The sequence below is a fragment of the Burkholderia sp. Ap-955 genome, from assembly GCF_011753045.1.
GTDB classification, from domain to species: domain Bacteria; phylum Pseudomonadota; class Gammaproteobacteria; order Burkholderiales; family Burkholderiaceae; genus Burkholderia; species Burkholderia lata_D.
Genome location: NZ_VWWH01000031.1, coordinates 1 through 17,019 on the forward strand (window position 1 = coordinate 1; position 17,019 = coordinate 17,019).

A 17,019-nucleotide genomic window follows, 5' to 3' on the forward strand; every position below is an offset into this window, starting at 1 on the left:
CGTGTACTCGTTCAACGAGTCGAAGCTGGTGACGGTGTGGTCGGGCTTCTCGCTGAAGTGGTACTCGGCGCTGCTGGACGACGACGAGCTGCTGACCGCCGCGTGGCTGTCGCTGAAGATCGGCCTGCTGACCGCGACCGCGTCGGTCGTGATCGGCACGTGGGCGGGCTTCGTGCTCGCGCGCTTCGGCCGCTTCAAGGGCTTCACGCTGTACACGGGGATGATCAATGCGCCGCTGGTGATCCCGGAAGTGATCCAGGGCATCTCGCTGCTGTTGCTGTTCGTTGCGCTGGAGCAGATGTTCGGCTGGCCGAAGGGGCGCGGGATGGTGACGATCTGGATCGGCCACGTGATGCTGTGCGTGTCGTACGTGGCGATCATCGTGCAGTCGCGCGTGAAGGAGATGAACAAGTCGCTGGAAGAGGCGGCGCTCGATCTCGGTGCGACGCCGCTGAAGGTGTTCTTCGTGGTGACGCTGCCGCTGATCTCGCAGGCGCTGCTGTCGGGGTGGCTGCTGTCGTTCACGCTGTCGATCGACGACCTGGTGCTGTCGGCGTTCCTGTCCGGGCCGGGCTCGACGACGCTGCCGCTGGTGGTGTTCTCGCGCGTGCGGCTGGGGCTGAACCCGGAGATGAACGCCCTGGCGACGCTGTTCATCACGGCGGTGACGATCGGCGTGATCGTCGTGAACCGAATGATGATCGCGCGCGAGCGGCGCCGCATCGCCGACATGAAGGCGGCGTTCGCGGTAGCGTGAGGGCGGGCATCGGGCACGGGCATGAACGCGGCCGGCCACGTGGTGCGTGACGACGGGTGACGAAGGTGGCGGGTGAGCCAGCACGGCATGCCCGCCGGCGCGCTATAGTCGTACGATTCCCGCTCCGGGGTGTTACATGCCCGGCGGTATCTCTCTTCGTCCGAACCCGCCCCATGACCACGCAACCCGACGTTTCCATCCGCCTCACGGACACCGAGCAGCCGGCCGCACACGATCTCATCAGCCGCAAACTCGGCGAATTCAATCACGCGATGACCGGGCGCGCCGACGCGGCCACGCTCGACGTGTACGTCACCGATCCCGCGACCGGCGAGATCCTGGGCGGCCTCACGGGGCGCACGTCGCTCGGCCTCTTCTTCATCGATCTGTTCTACCTGCCCGAATCGCTGCGTGGCGGCGGGTTCGGCAGCCGGCTGCTGCGCGAGGCCGAGGCGGAAGCGAAACGGCGCGGCTGTGCGCGTGCGGTGCTCTACACGATCTCGTTCCAGGCACCGGATTTCTACCGGAAACAGGGCTACGAAGCGTTCGGCGAAGTGCCGTGCGAGCCGGAAGGGGCGTCGCGCGTGTTCATGGTGAAGGTGCTTTGAACCGCGGCGGGCGGCTCGCGTCGCGCCGCAAGCACGCTGGCGTAGCGCGAATGCCGGCAACCGGGCGCGGGCGACGTCGCTGAATACCTGCCCCGCGCCCGCCGGCTTCGCCCCGTGCGAACCGCCACGGGGCGCATGCCACGCGGGTCAGCAATGCTCCAGCGCGTACGACAGGTCGGCGATCAGGTCGTCCGGATGCTCGAGCCCGACCGACACGCGAATCAATCCTTCCGACACCCCCGCCGCCGCGCGCGCGTCGGCCGGCACGCCCGAATGCGTGGTTGACGCCGGATGGCAGATCAGCGACTCCGTGCCGCCGAGGCTGACCGCGGACTTGAAGAGCGTCAGGTGGTTGATGAACCTGAACGCCTGCTCGCGGCCGCCGTCGAGGATGAACGCGAACGTCGAGCCGGGCCCGGTGCACTGGCGCTGATAGACGGCCTGATAGGCCGGATCGTCGATGAGCTCGGGGTGCAGCACGCGCACCGGCCGATGCGGATTGCCGGCGAGCCAGCGGGCGACGGCGCTGCCGCTGCGGGCCGCCTGCTGCATGCGCAGCACGAGCGTTTCCATCGAGCGCGTGATCATCCACGACGAATGCGGGTCGAGCTGCGAGCCGAGCGTGCTGCGGACCGAGCGGATCTTCGTGATCAGCGCGCGAGCGCCCGTGACGCCGCCGGCGACGAGGTCGCTATGCCCGCCGATGTATTTCGTCAACGAGTACACGCTCAGGTCGATGCCCTGCCGCGACGGCTTCTGGTACAGCGGCCCGAGCAGCGTGTTGTCGCAGACCGACAGCGGGCGATAGCCGTGGCGCGCTTCGAACGCGTCGATCTCGCTGCGCAGCCCGTCGAGGTCGAACAGCGCGTTGGTCGGGTTGGCGGGCGTCTCGATGTAGCACATCCGCACGTTGCCCTTTTGCGCGGCCGCTTCGAGCGCGGCGCGGATCGCGTGGGTGGACAGCCCGTCGGCGATCACTTCGGAGCGAATGCCCCACTCGGGCAGGAACTTCGAGATCAGCGTTTCGGTGCCGCCGTAAAGCGGCACGGACTGGACGACGCAGTCGCCCGGCCGCAGGAAGGTCAGCAGGATCGCGGCGATCGCCGACATGCCGCTCGACGTCACGACGGCGGCTTCGGAATCGTCGAGCAGTGCGAGGCGATCCTCGACGATTTCCAGGTTCGGGTGATTGAAGCGGCTGTAGACGAGGCCCGCGCCTTCGCCTTCGGGTGAAGGCTTGCGCCCGGCCACGACGTCGAAGAATTCGGCGCCGTCCTCGGCCGTGCGGAACGCGAACGTCGACGTGAGGAACACGGGCGGCTTCACCGATCCTTCCGACAGGAACGGATCGTAGCCGTACGACATCATCTGGGTTTCGGGATGGAGTTCCCGGTCTGCAATCTTGCGCTTGTGGTAGTTGCGATAGGCCATGCAGTGCTCCGTGCAGGGGTGGTGAGGAACGGCCGTTGCAGCGGTGGCATGACGTGCGCGGCGCCGGGTAGGCACCGGTCGTCGCGACCGCGTGTGGCGATACTACCCCGAAGGCGCTGCTTCGTGACGCACCCCTGACACTATCGTCAGGGTGTCGCCTGTTCGACGATCATGTCGTACAACGCACGGGCGGCCGGCGACAGTTGCGCGCGCTTGCGCGTGACGAGCACGAGCGTGCGCGACACCGCCGGCTCGACGAGCTCGATCGTGCGGATCATCGGATACGCGTTCTTCTGGATCGCGAGCCTCGGCACCACGGCCGCGCCGAGCCCTTCCGCGACGAGCCCGAGCGCCGTCGAGCTGCGCTGCACCTCGTAGAACGAATGCAGCGACACGCCGCTCGTCTTCAGCGCGCCGTCGAGCAGCCCGCGATTGCCGCTCACTTCACCGGCGAAGATCAGCGGATGCGGCTGCAGCGCCGCCCAGCGAATGCGCCGCCGCTTCGCGAGCGGATGATCGTCGCGGCACACCAGCACGTACGGATCGCTCGTCAGCGGCACGTTGACCAGCTCCGGATGCTGGTCGCCCGCGATGCCGATGCCGAACTCGGCCTCGCGATGCAGCACGGCCTGCAGCACGGACGCCGACGCATGATCGAGGATCTTCACGCGATCGTGCGGCCGGTGCGCGGAGAAGGCGCGCAGGATGCGCGGCAGGTATTGCACGCCGACCGTCGGCACGCACGCGATCGTGACGTCGCCGCGCTGGCTCAGGCCGGTTTCGCGGATTTCGGTGAGTGCATCGGACAGTTCGTTCAGCAGTCGGCGCGCTTGCGGCAGGAAACGCCGGCCGATTTCGGTGAGCGTGGTGCGGCGCGTGGTGCGCTCGACGAGCGCGACGCCGAGGAAGCTTTCGAGCTTGCGCAGCCGCTGCGTGATGGCCGTCTGCGTGACGTGCAGCGTGTCGGCTGCCTGCCGGAAGCTGCCGCCGTCGGCGATTGCGACGAAGGCCTGGACACCGAGCGTATCGATTTTCATCAGAGATTTGAATCAATCACGATATTAAATTCATTTTACTGAACTCCGTGACGATCGCAGAATGCGGTGCATCGACGGCCACCGGCATCCCACGCGCAGGGAAGGCCACGCCGTCCACGCCGACCAGGAGAAACGACATGACGACCCCACTCGATCGATACGCCGCCCAGTACGTGCAATTCGAGGACGAACGCACGCGGCCGATCCGCGATCTGCTGGCCGCCGTGCCGAACACGCCGATCCATACCGCGATCGACATCGGCTGCGGGCCCGGCAATTCGACCGAGGCGCTGATCGCACGGGCACCGGACGCGACAGTCCACGGGATCGATGCATCGGCGGACATGATCGACGCCGCGCGCACGCGCCTGCCGGACCTGCGTTTCGATGTCGTGGATATCTCCACCTGGGACGATCCGGGCGGCTATGACCTGATTCTCGCGAATGCGGTGCTGCAATGGGTGCCCGCGCACGACACGCTGTTTCCGTCGCTTGTCGGCCGGCTCGCGCCGGGCGGTCATCTTGCGGTGCAGATGCCGGACAACCTCGACGAACCCGCGCACCGGCTGATGCGCGAGGTCGCCGCGGCCGGGCCGTGGGCGGACAAGCTGAAGGGGGCAGCGCGCACCGAGCGGTTCGACGCGCGTTACTACCACGCGCTGCTGTCGCCGTTGTGCTCGCGAGTGGACGTGTGGCGCACGACTTACTACCACCCGCTGCGCGGCGGTGCCGACGCGGTCGTGGAGTGGTTCAAGGGCAGCGCGCTGCGGCCGTTCCTCGCGGCGCTCGACGACGGCGAGCGCGCGGCGTTTCTCGCGCAGTATCGCGATGCGGTCGCCGGCCCGGGCGGCTATCCGGCGCTCGCCGACGGCACCGTGCTGCTGCCGTTCCCGCGCCTGTTCATCGTGGCGACGCGGACGTAAAGCGACAACGATTCGGCCATGAAGCACGGGCGGCCGTGCGTCAGCGCACCGGCCGCACCGATTCCGGGTCGACCGTGCGGATTCGCGCGGTCTGCCCGTCACGCAGGTCCTTGTACCAGAACAGCGCGACTTCGCCGTCGTTCTCGTCGTCCGCGTACAGCAGATGATCGTGTCCGCCCAGCACGAAGCCCGAGCGCGCATACGTGCTGCACGCGGCGATGTTGTTCGACTGCGTTTCCAGCCGCATGAAGCCGAACCCGTGGCCGCGCGCCCACGATTCGGCGGTTGCCAGCAGCAACTGCCCGATGCCTTGCCGCCGGCACTGGCGGTCGACGGCCAGCTCCGCGATCTCCGCCATCCCGTTCCAGCTCTGGCCGATGGCCACGAACCCCGCGAGCCGGCCGCCGGCCGTCGCGCGAAAGAGCGCCGTCTTGCCGGACGCGTCGTCCGCCCAGCCGGCCGGATCGAAGCCGTAGTTCTTGCGCCGCGTCGGTAGCGCACGAAGATCGAGCAGGTCCTGATACGGCGCGTTCAATTCCCAGGCGATGTCGAACGAGAAGTCGCATCGGTCCAGCTCGTCGGCGGGCAGCCCGCTCGTCTGTTCGATGCTGATGTGCTCGGCTCGGTCCATGTGTCGGTGTCCTGTCTTCTGCGGGATGCGTGGTGGTGTCCGTGATGCAATTGCTGGCGCCATGATATGCGCCGCATGGAGTGTGTTCTCGCTTCGATTTCTTGCACCTGCACAATTCGCCGCGCGCGAGACCGGCACAGACCGGCTGCGTCCGTGGCGGTGGAACGCGGTCAGGCGCTGAACGGGACGGTCGCGCAAACGTGTGCGGGGTTCACGCGCCGGCTGAGGCGCTCGTTCAACCGTCCGATTATGCTGGATTTCGGCGCTGGCTCCCTGCTCGGATCGGTGCGGCAACGCCTGCCGAGTGTCGTGTCTTCGATCCGCGAGGCCGTCGGCCGCTTGTGGATGAAAGACGACAGGAACCCGAATAATTGTTTACGGTTGCGTGACAACTCGATATATTCCGAAAAATATATCGAAGGTCGTGGTGTCGTCAGGCGCCACGTCGTCCACGCGCTCCACGAAAGCCGGAAGAGATGCTGACCTGCATCGTCGGAGCAACGCGTCGTCGCGGCATGCGCAACCGGTGCGCACGCTGGTCGACGCTGCAACACGAGCGGCCGCTCCGCGGCATGCCGCTTCCGCAAGCCCACACTGGCATCGAAACGGAACATCGTGCACGCGCATGAGGTGTGGGTGTGTGCGGCGATCCGGTGGCTTGCGTTCGTTCATCAACCGGTTCTTCGCCAACACGCCGCGCGTCATGCTGCGACGCAGGCGCGCGCGTCAACAACAAAAAGGAAGTGAGCATGAAAAAGACCATCGTGGCCGCGGCCGCACTCGGGATGTTCGGCACCGCCGCGCACGCACAAAGCAGCGTCACGCTCTACGGGTTGATCGATGCGGGTATCACGTATTCGAACAAGGTCGCGACCTCAGGCGGCCACGGCAAGCTCGTCAAGTACGGGGACGGCGTCGCGTCGGGCAGCCGCTGGGGCATCCGCGGCACCGAGGATCTCGGCGGCGGGCTGAAGGCGCTGTTCGTGCTGGAGAACGGCTTCAGCAGCGGCGACGGTTCGATCGGCCAGGGCGGCGCGATCTTCGGTCGGCAGGCATTCGTCGGCCTGTCGAAGAACGGGATCGGTTCGCTGACGTTCGGCCGCCAGTACTCGTTCTCGACCGACTACATCGGCGCGAACTATTCGATGGGCAGCCAGACGCCCGCCGGCAACTACGCGTATCACATCAACGATCTCGATCAGCTGACGTCGAGCCGCATCAACAACGCGGTGAAGTTCCAGAGCGCGAATTTCGCGGGCCTCACGTTCGGTGCGATGTACGGCTTCTCGAACTCGACGCAGTTCGCGGGCACGCCGACCACGACCGGCGCGAACGGTTCGCAGGGTTCGTCGAGCGCGTACAGCTTCGGCGCGAACTACGCGCAAGGGCCGTTCGGCATCGGCGCCGCGTACACGAACATCCGCTTCCCGAACGGTGCGCAGCCCGCGTTCGGCGTGAGCATCGCGAACATCAACACGCAAGGGTTGCGCGACCTCGAGACGGTCGGCGTCGGCGCGCGCTATGCGATCGCGGCGGCCCTCGTGTGGGCGAACTGGACGCATACGAAGTTCGTGCCGCTGTCGGGCGAAACGTCGAAGCTGAACAACTACGAAATCGGCGGCCGCTATGCGTTCACGCCGGCCCTGAGCGGCGGTCTCGGCTATACGTTCTCGAAGCTCGACGGCCGCTTTGACGGCAAGTGGCACCAGGTCAACGCCGCGGTCGACTATGCGCTGTCGAAGCGCACGGACGTCTATGTGAGCGCGGCCTACCAGAAGGCGTCGGGCAGCAACACGATCAACGGCCGCGTGGTGCCGGTGCAGGCCGAGATCGGCTCGTCGGGGTCGTTCATCGGCAACGCGGGCGCGAACACGCAGTTCGTCACGCGGATCGGCCTGCGTCACAAGTTCTGACATCCGACGCGGCCGTTCGGCGCGTTCCACGAGGATCTGCTCGTCTAGCGCGTGCCGCGTGGCTGGAAAAGCATCCGGGCGCGACGGGGTAAGTCGCGCCCGAATGCCTGTCGGCCCCGTGCGGGCGGCCGACACCGGCTGGTCATACCGTCAGATGCTGATCGTGACGGGGCCCGCGAGCGGCGTGTAGCCGTCGTCGAACAGGTACCACGCATCGTACTGCCCCGACGCCAGCGAGCTGTTGGCCGTGGACGAGAACAGCAGCGAGCCGCAGTTCTTCGGCAGGTACGCCCACGACTTGTAGCTGCCCTTGGTCGGCTGCGCGCCATGCGCGAAGATGCCCACCCAGTTCTTCGGGCTGTGGCTCCACGGCGGCGCGACGTAGTCGAACCGCAGCGTGCCGAACGTCGAGCCCTGCGACGCGAGCGACGCGACGAACTTCTTGCTGGTATTGCCGATCGCCGAATCCGTGAGCAGCGTGCCGGATTGCGTCTGCACGCAGCCGGCCACCCGGCGCAGGAAGCTCGGATCGTTCGCGTCGCGGATACTGGCGTCGTACCAGCCGCCGTCGCCGTACCACGTGACGGCTTGCGTCGCACCGGCGGCGACGGTGTACGACTGCCTCGTGTTCATCCCGTACGCGTTGTCCGTGAGCTGGAACGTCGTCGCGCTGGACCCCGCCGAGTTGTCGAGCGTGATCTGCACGTTGCCGTTCGCCACGTCGTAGCACAGGCTGATCTCGGCGGTCGATCCCGTGTTGCCGGACGAACCGATGCTGCCGCGGAACGTCTGCAGGAAACCGTTCGGCCCGTAGACCGAATAGTCGTAGCCGCCGCCGCTGTTCAGCGCGAGCGAATCGGACAGGGTCGCGCACGAGCTCGCGCCGGCCGCGATCGTGTAATGGCGGGGGATCGTGCTCGTGCCGTCGACCCACGCCTGCAGGTGCACGCCCGCGGTGCCGGTGTTGGTCATCGTCAGCGCGAGCGCACGGCCGGCGCGGTTGACCTTGCCTTGCACGAAGAACTCGTAGGGCAGGCGGCAGGCCGTGCTGCGGCCGGCCGCCTGTGCCGGCACCGCGGTGGTGGTCGGATAGGGGATCAGGACGGCCGGGCCGTTCGGGTTCATGTTGCTCACCGGCGGCTGGATCGCGGGCACCGCCTGGTCGGCGTTCGAGAAATCGAAAGCCGACGTCAGGTCGCCGCACACCGTGCGCCGCCACGGCGTGATGTTGGTTTCCTGCAGCCCGAAGCGCGCTTCCAGAAAGCGGGCCACCGAGGTGTGATCGAACACCTGCGAGTTGACCTTGCCGCCTTTCGACCACGGCGAGATCACGAACATCGGCACGCGCGGGCCGAGCCCGATCGGCACGTCGCCGCTGGCCGAGCCGTCCGACGCGGCGCCGCTGCTGGAGACGAATTCGGCGGCCGTCGAGACCGTCGACTGACCGGTGCCGGCAGCGGCGCTGGCCGGGACGGCCGGCGGCATGTGATCGAACAGGCCATCGTTCTCGTCGTACATGACGAGCAGCACCGTGCTGGCCCACACCGCCGGATTCGACGTCAGCGCATTGAGGACGTTGCTCACGTACCATTCGCCGCCGCTCGCGGCCCACGACGGATGTTCGCTGTAGGCGTAGGGCGCGGCGATCCACGATACCTGCGGCAGCGTGCCGTTGGCGACATCGGCCCGCAACTGGCTGAAGAGGTTCGTGTCGTATTCCTTGCCGCCGCCCGACGGGTCGATCTGCGTGCCGTTGAGCGCCGGCGCGAGCGGATCGCTTGCGCCGAGGTTCTGGTACTGCTTGAAGTTCAGGATGACGTTGTCGCCGTAATTGCCGTTCCACCAGAGATCGCTTTTCGAGCCGTTGTATTCGCCGTAGCCATGGCCGGCATCCAGGCCGTTGCCCTTGTCCTGGTAGAACTTCCACGTGACGCCGGCCGTGTTCAGGCGCTCCGGCATCGTGGTCCAGCCGGTGCCCGTCATCGTGTTGGTCGTGTACGGCGAATAGCCGGTGACGTTGCCGCAGCACCCGGTCCACAGATACAGGCGATTCGGGTCCGTCGGGCCGAGCATTGAGCAGTGGTATGCGTCGCACACCGTGAATGCGCTCGCCAGCGCGTAGTAGAACGGAATGTCGTTCTGCGTGAAGTAGTACATCGTGCCGCTGGTCTTCGCGGCGGTCCAGTTGTCATAGCGGCCGTTGTTCCAGGCGCTGTGCGTGGTGCCCCAGTCGTGAGGGAGGTCGCCGTAGTAGGTGTCGCCGTTCGCCGTACCGGAGGGCGAGGACGGGTTGAACGGGAACACGTAGGACAGCATCCAGGGCTGGCGCCACACCGGATACCCGCTCGAAATCACGACCGGCCGCGGATCGCCGAAGCCTCGCGCACCGCCCAGCGTGCCGAGGTAATGGTCGAACGAGCGGTTTTCCTGCATCAGGATCACGACGTGCTTCACGTCCTGGATCGTGCCGGTCACGGTGGCGGCCGGAATGGCCTGCGCGCGTGCGATGCTTTCGGGCAGCATGCCCGTGATCGCGGTGGCGCCGGCGAGCTTCAGCGCATCGGCGATGAATTGACGTCGTGTTGTGGGTTTGTTTTGCATGATCGCTCTCTGTCTTGGATGGCTGGCCCGGGGGCCGGCGTCGGTCAGTGGCACGCGCTCGCGCAGTGCAGGACGGGCGTGGACGCCGAGCCCGGTGCGGCCGCGCGCGCGGCCGCCATGCTGGCCGCCGTACCCGAGTCGCCGTCGCCGCAAGCGGCCAGCGTGCACAGGAGTGCGATCATGAAAACGCCGCGCCAGTGCGGAAAACGGCTTTCCGACTGACGCGAGTTGACGACAGGCTTTCGATCCGATTCGAGTCGGATTCCTGAATGATCGAGACTGTTGCTGCATGCTCCGTATTTCATTACCCCTCCAGACATGAAAAATGGACAGCAGAGAATAGCGCCCGAATCAGAACAACTTCATGACAGGCCACCCGCGCGTGCCTGCCACGTGCAACAGCTTCGAGTCGGGATTGGTGGCGACCGGATGCGTGACGTAGTCCAGCAGCGGCACGTCGTTAATCGAATCGCTGTAGAAGTAGGTGCGCTCGAAATCGGACGGCGCGTAGCCGAGTGATGCCAGCCACGCGGTGGTGCGCACGATCTTTCCTTCGCGGAAGCTCGGCACGCCCGTGCTGCGCCCCGTGAACGCGCCATCCGGTGTGCCGTCGTCGGTATCGAGCTCGATGCCGAGCAGGTGCTCTATACCGAATTCCGCCGCGATCGGCCGCGTGACGAACACGTTGGTCGCCGTCACGATGCAGCAGAGATCGCCGTTCTCGCGATGGCGGTCGACCAGCTCGCGCGCCTGCGGCGTGATCGCCGGACGGATCACTTCGTCCATGAACCGTGCATGCCAGCGCTCGAGCACCTTGCGCGGATAGCGGGTGAGCGGCGCGAGCGTCACGGCGAGATACGCGTCCATGTCGAGCGTGCCGGCCGCATAGTGACCGTAGTGCTCGTCGATCAGCGCCACGTGCGCGTCGTCTTCCCGCCAGCCGACCCGCGTGATGAAGCGGCTCCAGGCCTGGTCGCTGTCGAGCGGCAGCAGCGTGTGGTCGAGGTCGAACAGCGCGAGATGCTTGTGCATGGGTGGTTCCTTGTGTTGCGTGCTCATGTGCCGATGCGCTTCTCGATCGCGTCCTTCGCGTTCTTGCCGTCGATGGTCGTGACACCATCGAGCCACTTTGACAGCACACCGGGGTTCTTCTTCGCCCATTCCTTTGCCACGGCGACCGGATCGGCGTGATTCATGATCGGCACCATCAGCTGGTTCTCTTCGTCGGTCGTGAATTTCAGGTTGGTCAGCAGCCGGCCGACGTTCGGGCAGCGTTCGAGATAGCCGGGCGTGACGAGCGTATAGACCTTCGCCGAGCCGTAGTTCGGGCCGAACACGCTGTCGCCGCCGTCGAGATAGGCGATCTTGTAGGTGATGTTCATCGGATGCGGCTCCCACGCCAGGAACACGATCATCCGGTGCTCCTGCACCGCGCGCGTCACTTGCACGAGCATCCCGGCCTCGCTCGATTCGACCAGCTTGAAGCCGCTGAGCCCGAACTCGTTCTTGTCGATCATCCGCTGGATCAGCGCGTTGCCGTTGTTGCCGGCGCCGATCCCGTAGATCTTGCCGTCGAGCTGGTCGCGGAACTTGGCAATGTCGGCAAAACTCTTGAGGCCCTTGTCCGACGCGTATTGCGGCACGGCCAGCGTGTAGCGCGCGCCGATCAGGTTCGGCTGAGGCAGCTGGTGGACGGCGCCGGCATCGACGAACGGCTTGACCGTCGGGGTCATGCTCGGATCCCAGTAGCCGAGGAACGCGTCGATCTGTGCCTTCTTCACGCCTGCCAGCACGATCGGCGGCGACGCGATCGTCTTGGTCGCCTCATAGCCGAGCCCGTCGAGCAGCATCATCGCGACGCCGGTGGTGGCGGCGATGTCGCTCCAGCCGACATCGCCGAGCGTCACCTTCTTGCAGACGTCGCCTTCCGACGCGTGACCGGGGGCCGTCGCCAGCGCCGCCAGCAGTGTTGCGGCCAGCATCCATGCCTTCTTCATCATGTGGGTCTCCTAAGCAAGTGTTCCGGATCGTGTTGCCTGAATGGTCTGACGATTGATCGTGCTGATCGGATGAAACAAACGAACTTGGGTCTGGCTTTGTAGTTTTGCGTACCGTATATTAGAACGCACAAAATCGCAAGAACGCACAAAAATACAACCATCCGGTTGCCGAGGTTGGCAACGGGCGGGCGAGGGCAGGAAGAATCGGGCGACGGCCCCGGTGGGCCGTGCTTCATCAGGTAGACCAGGCAAAGCAAGGAGACTTCGCATGATCAGTCAGCTGGAAATCGTGTCCCGCCTGTTGCTGGCGGCATTGCTCGGCAGCATCGTCGGCATCGAGCGCGAGCGCCTGTCGTGGGCGGCGGGATTGCGCACGCACATGCTGGTGGCCGTGGGCGCCGCGCTCGTGATGGTCGTGTCGGCGTTCGGCTTCGCGGATATCCAGAACGCGAAGAACGTGTCGCTGGACCCGTCGCGCGTCGCCGCGCAGGTGGTGTCGGGCATCGGCTTCCTCGGCGCCGGTTCGATCATGCTGCGCGGCGAGATCATCCGCGGCCTGACGACCGCGGCGAGCCTGTGGGTCGTGGCGGCGGTCGGGCTGGCCGTGGGCGGCGGCATGTATGTCGCCGCGATCGCCGCGACGGCGATCGTGCTCGCGATCCTGGCCGGCCTGAAGCCGATCGAGAAGCGCTTCTTCGCCGCACGGCAGCGCTGGGGCGTGCGCATCCTCGCGCGCCGCGGCGCGGTGAAGCTGACGTCGCTGCAGGCGATGCCCGGCATCGACCAGGCGCGCATCGTCCAGTTCATCATCGAGCAGGACGACGCCGCGCCGGACGACGACCGCATCCACGTGGTGTTTTCGAAGATGACGAGCCGCGAGTTCCAGGCGGTCCGTCAATCCCTGCAGACCCTCGTCGGCATCAAAAAGATGGAGGAGAGCGCTGCGTAGTCCGCCGTTCGAATAACATTGGCGTTCATTCCGAGGACATTCCATGTGGCAAGAAGAGCGATACCAGAGGATCCGGCTTCTGTTATCGAAGATGCAGCGCGTTTCCACCGACCGGATCATGGCCGACCTGAACGTGTCGCGGGAAACCGTGCGGCGCGATCTCGTCGACCTCGAGGCGCTCGGTGAACTGAAGCGCGTACACGGCGGTGCGGTGCAGGTGGGCGACGAAGCGCCGATCGCCGAACGCGCGCAGACGCACGTGAAGGCGAAGCTGGCGATCGCCCGCGCGGCGGCCAGGCTGGTCACGGGCTCGCAGACGCTGTTCATCGACGCGGGCACGACCACGACGCTGCTGGCCGAGGAACTGGCGAAGCTGTCGGGCCTCACGATCGTCACGAATTCGATCGACGTCGCGCTGAAGATGCGGTCGAGCGACCCGGCGCAGGCGAACAACGAAACGATCCTGCTCGGCGGGATGATCGGCAGTCGCGCGGCCGCGACCGTCGGCGACGGCACGGTTGCCGAAATCTTCCGCTACCGCGCCGATCTCGCGCTGCTGTCGCCGGTGGGCGTCGATGCCGTGCGTGGCGCGACCAACTACGACCGGATGGAAACCGAAGTGGCGCGCGCGATGGTCAGCAATGCGGCGGACGTCGCGATCCTCGCCGATTTCAGCAAGCTCGGCACGAACAGCCGGATCAGCTTCTGCGAGCCGGCGCGGATCGGCACACTGGTGACGGACCCGAAGGCGGAATCGGTCGACAGCTTCAAGAGCCTCAAGAAGGCCATCAAGCACATCGTGCTGGCGTAGCGCCACGCAGAGCCGGGCACGATCGGCCGCCGTTATGCCGCTCATGTGGCGCACATTCTGTCGTCCGGCTTTTTAGCGGCGTAATATATCCGCCGATACAACGCAGGCCTGTCCACCGACGGGCCGTCATGGAGGCGGGCGATGGAGATGGCAGGGACGGCGGCGCCTTCGGCGCATCAGGCGGCGGCGGGCTCGATCGCGCTGACGGGCGCATTCGAGCGGCCGATGACGGTGACGCTCGACGACCTGCGCCGGCACGCGAGCGCGACGGTTGAGCCGTTCGACCTGCGCTGCTTCACGACGAACCGCTTCATCCGTTCGGTCGCGCCCTATCGCGGTGCGCGGCTGAAAGACCTGCTCGACGCGGCCGGGCTACGCAACGACGCGCCGGGCGACTTCAAGCGCATGGTGTTCATCGCGCATGCGCACGACGGCTACGCGGTCACGTTCTCCTGGCACGAACTGTTCAACACGCCCGTCGGTGAACACGTGATCGTCGCGTTCGAATGCGGCGATGCGCCGCTGTCGATCGACGACGGCGCGCCGCTGCTGTTCTCGGGCGCCGACCTGCTGCCCGCGCCGCGCCACGTGAAGCGGCTGGCCGGCGTCGTCGCGCGCGTGCTCGAGGTCTGAACCGGCGCGCGCCGCACCGGCCATCGTGTATGCTTGCCCGCATCGTTCAAAGGGCGGGACAACATGAAGACACCGGCACACCCCAAGCCTGAGGTGCGGTTCAGGATGCGTATCCAGCAAGCCGACACGATCGCGCTCGGGCCGGGCAAGGTCGCGCTGCTCGAAGCCGTGCGCGAGCACGGTTCCATTTCGGCGGCGGCACGCAGCCTGAAGATGTCGTACCGGCGTGCGTGGTTGCTGATGGACGAACTGAACCGCTCGCTGAAATCGCCGGCGACGGTGTCCGAACATGGCGGGCAGAGCGGCGGCGGCAGCGTGCTCACGCCGGTCGGCGAGGAGATCATCCGGCTCTATCGCGGGATCGAGGAGCGCGCTTACGCGGCTTGCGCCGACGACATCGCCGCGCTCACGAAAATGGTCCGGCGCTGAAGGTGCGCTTACGCTGACAACGGGCTTTCATCGGCCCGCTGAAGGGCCGCGTGCAACGTATGCGGCGAAACGAATCAGGGCGCTAGCCGTGCCGCAGGCAGAAGCGCGACGCGTCGCCCGTGGCGGTATCCGGTGCCATCACATCGCGCGACTGCGCATCGAGCCGCCCGATCAGCTCGACGAAACTGGCAACGCTCGCCGTCCGCAGCGGGTAGTACGCGATGTGGTGGCGTTCGCAGATGCGCTTGAGCAGGTTCATCGAATCGTGGTCGATACAGTCGACCGGGAACACGACCATCCGCGCGCCCGGTAGCGCCGCGGCCAGCAGGCCCTTGCGATCCTCGATGCCGCCGTCGTGCAGCGTCACCTCGCCACCCGCCGTTTCGACGATCCGCTTGATCGCGCGGTTCGAGCCCGGACGCCCGCCGACATACACCAGACGCGTACCCCGAAGGATCGACAGCGGATCGGCTGCGCATTCGGCCGGATCGTTCGCGGACGCCTGCACCGCCTGTTCGATCGCGCTCGCTTCGGCGCGCAGCGTCTTCACCATCGCCATCAGGTCGTCGAGCCGCGCGCGCATCGCGCGGGCGCTCGCCTGTTCCGCGGCGATCCGCTGCTCGGCCGCCTCGCGGCGGCTCGTGTGCAGCGCGAGCCGTTCGTCACGCGCGGCCAGCGCTTCGCGCAGTTCGTGCACTTCGTCGCGCAGGACGCTTTCCGCCGCCAGCGGCTGCGCGTTCTGGCGCGCGGCGAGGGCATCGCGTTCCTGCAGCGCCGCGTCGCGCTGCGCGCTCATTTCGTGCAGGCGCACCTGCTGCCGCTCGACCTTCGCGTGCAGCGCCGCATTCTCTTCCTCCAGCGCGACCAGCCGCCGGATATCGGCGCGATTGGCCGCGCCGACCAGGTGCGACAGCATGTGCAGGTCGCCGAACGCGGCCTGGCGTACGCCCATCGTCGTGCGCGGATGCGTCATCAGCGCCCAGTACGCGGGCGGAACGTCGCCGCTCTTCAGCGCTTCCTTCCAGCGCGCGAGGAGTTCATCCGCATCCTTCGCGCTGTCGAACGCGCGAATCGCACCGGCGTAGCGCTCGTCGAGCGCCTTGTGCAAGGCCTTGGCGCCGGCCGTGCCGTCGATGGCGAGTTCGACGGCCGCGTGATGGATCTCGAGGTCGGTCGCGCGCTGGCGGTCGAGGTCGGTGAACTTCGGCACGAGCCTGCGCAGTTCGTGCGTTGTCAGGCAGGTGCCGATGATCGAGCAGTGCAGGTTCGCATCGAGCTCGGACAGGCGCGCGCGGCGCTTCAGCTCGGTCAGTTGCGCGCGCGACGGCGCGCAGCAAGCGTCGATCCGCGTGCCGGTTGCCGCGGGCAGGTTACCGCCGGGCGACGAAAGATCCGCCGTGCGGGCAAGGCGAAAGGGCGGAGCGTGCATGTTGACCTCTGTCCGGCATGGTCGGGCCGGAGACGGATGCGCGAAAGATTCGCGAAATATACCACGGAATATAACGCTATCAATTCCGGGGAAATCACGGAGCAACGCGGTGTGGCACGGTCAGCAGAGCGCAGTTGAATGGTCGGCGAGCGATCGATCGGACGGGGCCTCGGGCGAAACGGGGAGCGATGCCGGCGCATGACGCGCCATCACGTACTCGACGCACAGCCCGACGAACAGCAGGTCGACGCGCTCCAGCGCGGCGACCGCGTCGCGCATCGCGGCCGGGTCGTTGCTGAATGAATCGGAGAACACGTCGTCGCGTGTGCGTTCGAGGCGGCGCGCGTGGCCGATCGCCCGTTCGAGTTCGGGCAGGCGCGTGAAGCGGGCGGCGCGGGCGTCGTCTTCGAGCGTCGACAGCAGTTCACGAAAGCCCATCGCGGACAGCGCATCGTCCGGCGTGTCGTCGGCATGCGCGGCCGAGAACATCCGGATGAAGCGCACGACGCTGCCGCGTAGACGCCGGAACGCGTCGACGACATCCGTGACCTGCTGCGCGCGTGCATCGCTCGACAGCGGCCTGAGCGCGCGGATCTTGCGCGCGAGCGGCTGTTCCCGTGCGGCGCGCTGCGAGACGCGATCCGTCGGCGTGCGGGGCATGGCGAGTCTCCGGAAGTGCAGGTATCGATATATTCTACGGAATATATCGAATGCGCAGAAAAAGGCGGAACGTGGAGGAGACACGGTGCCGTCAGCGGCCGGGGCAGCCGACCGGTCAGTCGATGTCGCTCACGGCCGTTCCGAACGCGGCCATGAAGCGGAGGTGCGCGGTGGCCGCGCACATCCGGCCCGCGTGTGTGAACGCGC

The 17,019-nt window shown here is 66.7% G+C and carries 18 protein-coding genes; 8 read left to right on the forward strand and 10 right to left on the reverse strand.

Annotated features, from left to right (window positions below):
* Positions 1 to 757, forward strand: a 757-nt coding sequence (locus F3J15_RS18090) for an ABC transporter permease subunit (protein ID WP_166893141.1), incomplete at its 5' end; no start/stop codon positions are given.
* 173 nt (positions 758 to 930) lie between these two features.
* Positions 931 to 1,365 carry a GNAT family N-acetyltransferase gene (locus F3J15_RS18095; RefSeq protein ID WP_166893143.1) on the forward strand — a complete coding sequence of 145 codons (435 nt, stop codon included), beginning with the start codon at positions 931 to 933 and terminating at the stop codon, positions 1,363 to 1,365.
* A 147-nt stretch (positions 1,366 to 1,512) separates the two neighbouring features.
* Here the strand turns inward: F3J15_RS18095 and F3J15_RS18100 are convergent, their stop codons facing one another.
* From F3J15_RS18100 to F3J15_RS38120, 3 genes are all read right to left on the reverse strand, one after another.
* Positions 1,513 to 2,796, reverse strand: coding sequence for a cystathionine gamma-synthase family protein (locus F3J15_RS18100; protein ID WP_069250633.1), 1,284 nt, complete (start codon positions 2,794 to 2,796; stop codon positions 1,513 to 1,515).
* A gap of 146 nt (positions 2,797 to 2,942) precedes the next feature.
* Positions 2,943 to 3,833: a LysR family transcriptional regulator gene (locus tag F3J15_RS18105; protein ID WP_166893145.1), complete on the reverse strand. Its 891-nt coding sequence runs from the start codon at positions 3,831 to 3,833 to the stop codon at positions 2,943 to 2,945.
* 16 nt (positions 3,834 to 3,849) lie between these two features.
* Complete coding sequence (locus F3J15_RS38120; protein WP_275691221.1) at positions 3,850 to 3,972, reverse strand: hypothetical protein; 123 nt, start codon at positions 3,970 to 3,972, stop codon at positions 3,850 to 3,852.
* Here F3J15_RS38120 and tam point away from each other — a divergent pair.
* On the forward strand, positions 3,971 to 4,756 hold the full coding sequence (gene tam, locus F3J15_RS18110; RefSeq protein ID WP_166893147.1) for a trans-aconitate 2-methyltransferase: 786 nt from the start codon (positions 3,971 to 3,973) through the stop codon (positions 4,754 to 4,756). The two genes, F3J15_RS38120 and tam, sit on opposite strands and share 2 nt — an antisense overlap.
* A 40-nt stretch (positions 4,757 to 4,796) precedes the next feature.
* On the opposite strand, the gene F3J15_RS18115 is transcribed toward tam, so the two are convergent.
* Positions 4,797 to 5,387 carry a GNAT family N-acetyltransferase gene (locus F3J15_RS18115; RefSeq protein ID WP_166893149.1) on the reverse strand — a complete coding sequence of 197 codons (591 nt, stop codon included), beginning with the start codon at positions 5,385 to 5,387 and terminating at the stop codon, positions 4,797 to 4,799.
* Between the two features lie 749 nt (positions 5,388 to 6,136).
* Between F3J15_RS18115 and F3J15_RS18120 the strand changes: the two genes are divergently transcribed.
* Positions 6,137 to 7,300 (forward strand): porin, encoded by a 1,164-nt coding sequence (locus F3J15_RS18120; RefSeq protein WP_166893151.1) that lies wholly within the window; start codon positions 6,137 to 6,139, stop codon positions 7,298 to 7,300.
* Positions 7,301 to 7,450: 150 nt separating this feature from the next.
* Here the strand turns inward: F3J15_RS18120 and F3J15_RS18125 are convergent, their stop codons facing one another.
* The 4 genes from F3J15_RS18125 to F3J15_RS18140 form a co-directional block, all read right to left on the reverse strand.
* Complete coding sequence (locus F3J15_RS18125; RefSeq protein ID WP_166893153.1) at positions 7,451 to 9,901, reverse strand: phospholipase C, phosphocholine-specific; 2,451 nt, start codon at positions 9,899 to 9,901, stop codon at positions 7,451 to 7,453.
* 44 nt (positions 9,902 to 9,945) lie between these two features.
* A complete protein-coding gene (locus F3J15_RS37790) occupies positions 9,946 to 10,083 on the reverse strand; it encodes a hypothetical protein (protein WP_223274263.1) in 138 nt (45 codons plus the stop codon).
* 169 nt (positions 10,084 to 10,252) lie between these two features.
* The gene (locus F3J15_RS18135; protein WP_166893155.1) at positions 10,253 to 10,933 is read right to left on the reverse strand and encodes an HAD family hydrolase; all 681 of its coding nucleotides are present in this window, start codon (positions 10,931 to 10,933) and stop codon (positions 10,253 to 10,255) included.
* A gap of 23 nt (positions 10,934 to 10,956) precedes the next feature.
* Positions 10,957 to 11,898, reverse strand: coding sequence for a choline ABC transporter substrate-binding protein (locus F3J15_RS18140; RefSeq protein WP_240159245.1), 942 nt, complete (start codon positions 11,896 to 11,898; stop codon positions 10,957 to 10,959).
* Between the two features lie 271 nt (positions 11,899 to 12,169).
* Here F3J15_RS18140 and F3J15_RS18145 point away from each other — a divergent pair, with 271 nt between their 5' ends.
* The 4 genes from F3J15_RS18145 (at position 12,170) to F3J15_RS18160 (ending at position 14,723) form a co-directional block, all read left to right on the forward strand.
* Positions 12,170 to 12,850 carry an MgtC/SapB family protein gene (locus tag F3J15_RS18145; protein WP_069250642.1) on the forward strand — a complete coding sequence of 227 codons (681 nt, stop codon included), beginning with the start codon at positions 12,170 to 12,172 and terminating at the stop codon, positions 12,848 to 12,850.
* Between the two features lie 43 nt (positions 12,851 to 12,893).
* Positions 12,894 to 13,661: a DeoR/GlpR family DNA-binding transcription regulator gene (locus tag F3J15_RS18150; protein WP_166893159.1), complete on the forward strand. Its 768-nt coding sequence runs from the start codon at positions 12,894 to 12,896 to the stop codon at positions 13,659 to 13,661.
* Between the two features lie 141 nt (positions 13,662 to 13,802).
* Complete coding sequence (locus tag F3J15_RS18155) at positions 13,803 to 14,294, forward strand: molybdopterin-dependent oxidoreductase (protein WP_166893161.1); 492 nt, start codon at positions 13,803 to 13,805, stop codon at positions 14,292 to 14,294.
* A gap of 105 nt (positions 14,295 to 14,399) precedes the next feature.
* The gene (locus F3J15_RS18160; RefSeq protein WP_011356385.1) at positions 14,400 to 14,723 is read left to right on the forward strand and encodes a LysR family transcriptional regulator; all 324 of its coding nucleotides are present in this window, start codon (positions 14,400 to 14,402) and stop codon (positions 14,721 to 14,723) included.
* A gap of 82 nt (positions 14,724 to 14,805) precedes the next feature.
* Here the strand turns inward: F3J15_RS18160 and F3J15_RS18165 are convergent, their stop codons facing one another.
* Both F3J15_RS18165 and F3J15_RS18170 read right to left on the reverse strand, forming a co-directional pair.
* Positions 14,806 to 16,152 carry a DUF2325 domain-containing protein gene (locus F3J15_RS18165; protein WP_166893163.1) on the reverse strand — a complete coding sequence of 449 codons (1,347 nt, stop codon included), beginning with the start codon at positions 16,150 to 16,152 and terminating at the stop codon, positions 14,806 to 14,808.
* Positions 16,153 to 16,272: 120 nt separating this feature from the next.
* Positions 16,273 to 16,812, reverse strand: a complete 540-nt coding sequence (locus F3J15_RS18170; protein ID WP_166893165.1) for a hypothetical protein — start codon at positions 16,810 to 16,812, stop codon at positions 16,273 to 16,275.
* Positions 16,813 to 17,019: the final 207 nt, after the last annotated feature.

Coding starts and splice junctions, on each gene's coding strand:
- F3J15_RS18095 (WP_166893143.1), top strand. CDS start 931: ATGACCACGCAACCCGACGTTTCCATCCGCCTCACGGACACCGAGCAG.
- F3J15_RS18100 (WP_069250633.1), bottom strand. CDS start 2,796: ATGGCCTATCGCAACTACCACAAGCGCAAGATTGCAGACCGGGAACTC.
- F3J15_RS18105 (WP_166893145.1), bottom strand. CDS start 3,833: ATGAAAATCGATACGCTCGGTGTCCAGGCCTTCGTCGCAATCGCCGAC.
- tam (WP_166893147.1), top strand. CDS start 3,971: ATGACGACCCCACTCGATCGATACGCCGCCCAGTACGTGCAATTCGAG.
- F3J15_RS38120 (WP_275691221.1), bottom strand. CDS start 3,972: ATGTCGTTTCTCCTGGTCGGCGTGGACGGCGTGGCCTTCCCTGCGCGT.
- F3J15_RS18115 (WP_166893149.1), bottom strand. CDS start 5,387: ATGGACCGAGCCGAGCACATCAGCATCGAACAGACGAGCGGGCTGCCC.
- F3J15_RS18120 (WP_166893151.1), top strand. CDS start 6,137: ATGAAAAAGACCATCGTGGCCGCGGCCGCACTCGGGATGTTCGGCACC.
- F3J15_RS18125 (WP_166893153.1), bottom strand. CDS start 9,901: ATGCAAAACAAACCCACAACACGACGTCAATTCATCGCCGATGCGCTG.
- F3J15_RS37790 (WP_223274263.1), bottom strand. CDS start 10,083: ATGATCGCACTCCTGTGCACGCTGGCCGCTTGCGGCGACGGCGACTCG.
- F3J15_RS18135 (WP_166893155.1), bottom strand. CDS start 10,933: ATGCACAAGCATCTCGCGCTGTTCGACCTCGACCACACGCTGCTGCCG.
- F3J15_RS18140 (WP_240159245.1), bottom strand. CDS start 11,898: ATGAAGAAGGCATGGATGCTGGCCGCAACACTGCTGGCGGCGCTGGCG.
- F3J15_RS18145 (WP_069250642.1), top strand. CDS start 12,170: ATGATCAGTCAGCTGGAAATCGTGTCCCGCCTGTTGCTGGCGGCATTG.
- F3J15_RS18150 (WP_166893159.1), top strand. CDS start 12,894: ATGTGGCAAGAAGAGCGATACCAGAGGATCCGGCTTCTGTTATCGAAG.
- F3J15_RS18155 (WP_166893161.1), top strand. CDS start 13,803: ATGGAGATGGCAGGGACGGCGGCGCCTTCGGCGCATCAGGCGGCGGCG.
- F3J15_RS18160 (WP_011356385.1), top strand. CDS start 14,400: ATGCGTATCCAGCAAGCCGACACGATCGCGCTCGGGCCGGGCAAGGTC.
- F3J15_RS18165 (WP_166893163.1), bottom strand. CDS start 16,152: ATGCACGCTCCGCCCTTTCGCCTTGCCCGCACGGCGGATCTTTCGTCG.
- F3J15_RS18170 (WP_166893165.1), bottom strand. CDS start 16,812: ATGCCCCGCACGCCGACGGATCGCGTCTCGCAGCGCGCCGCACGGGAA.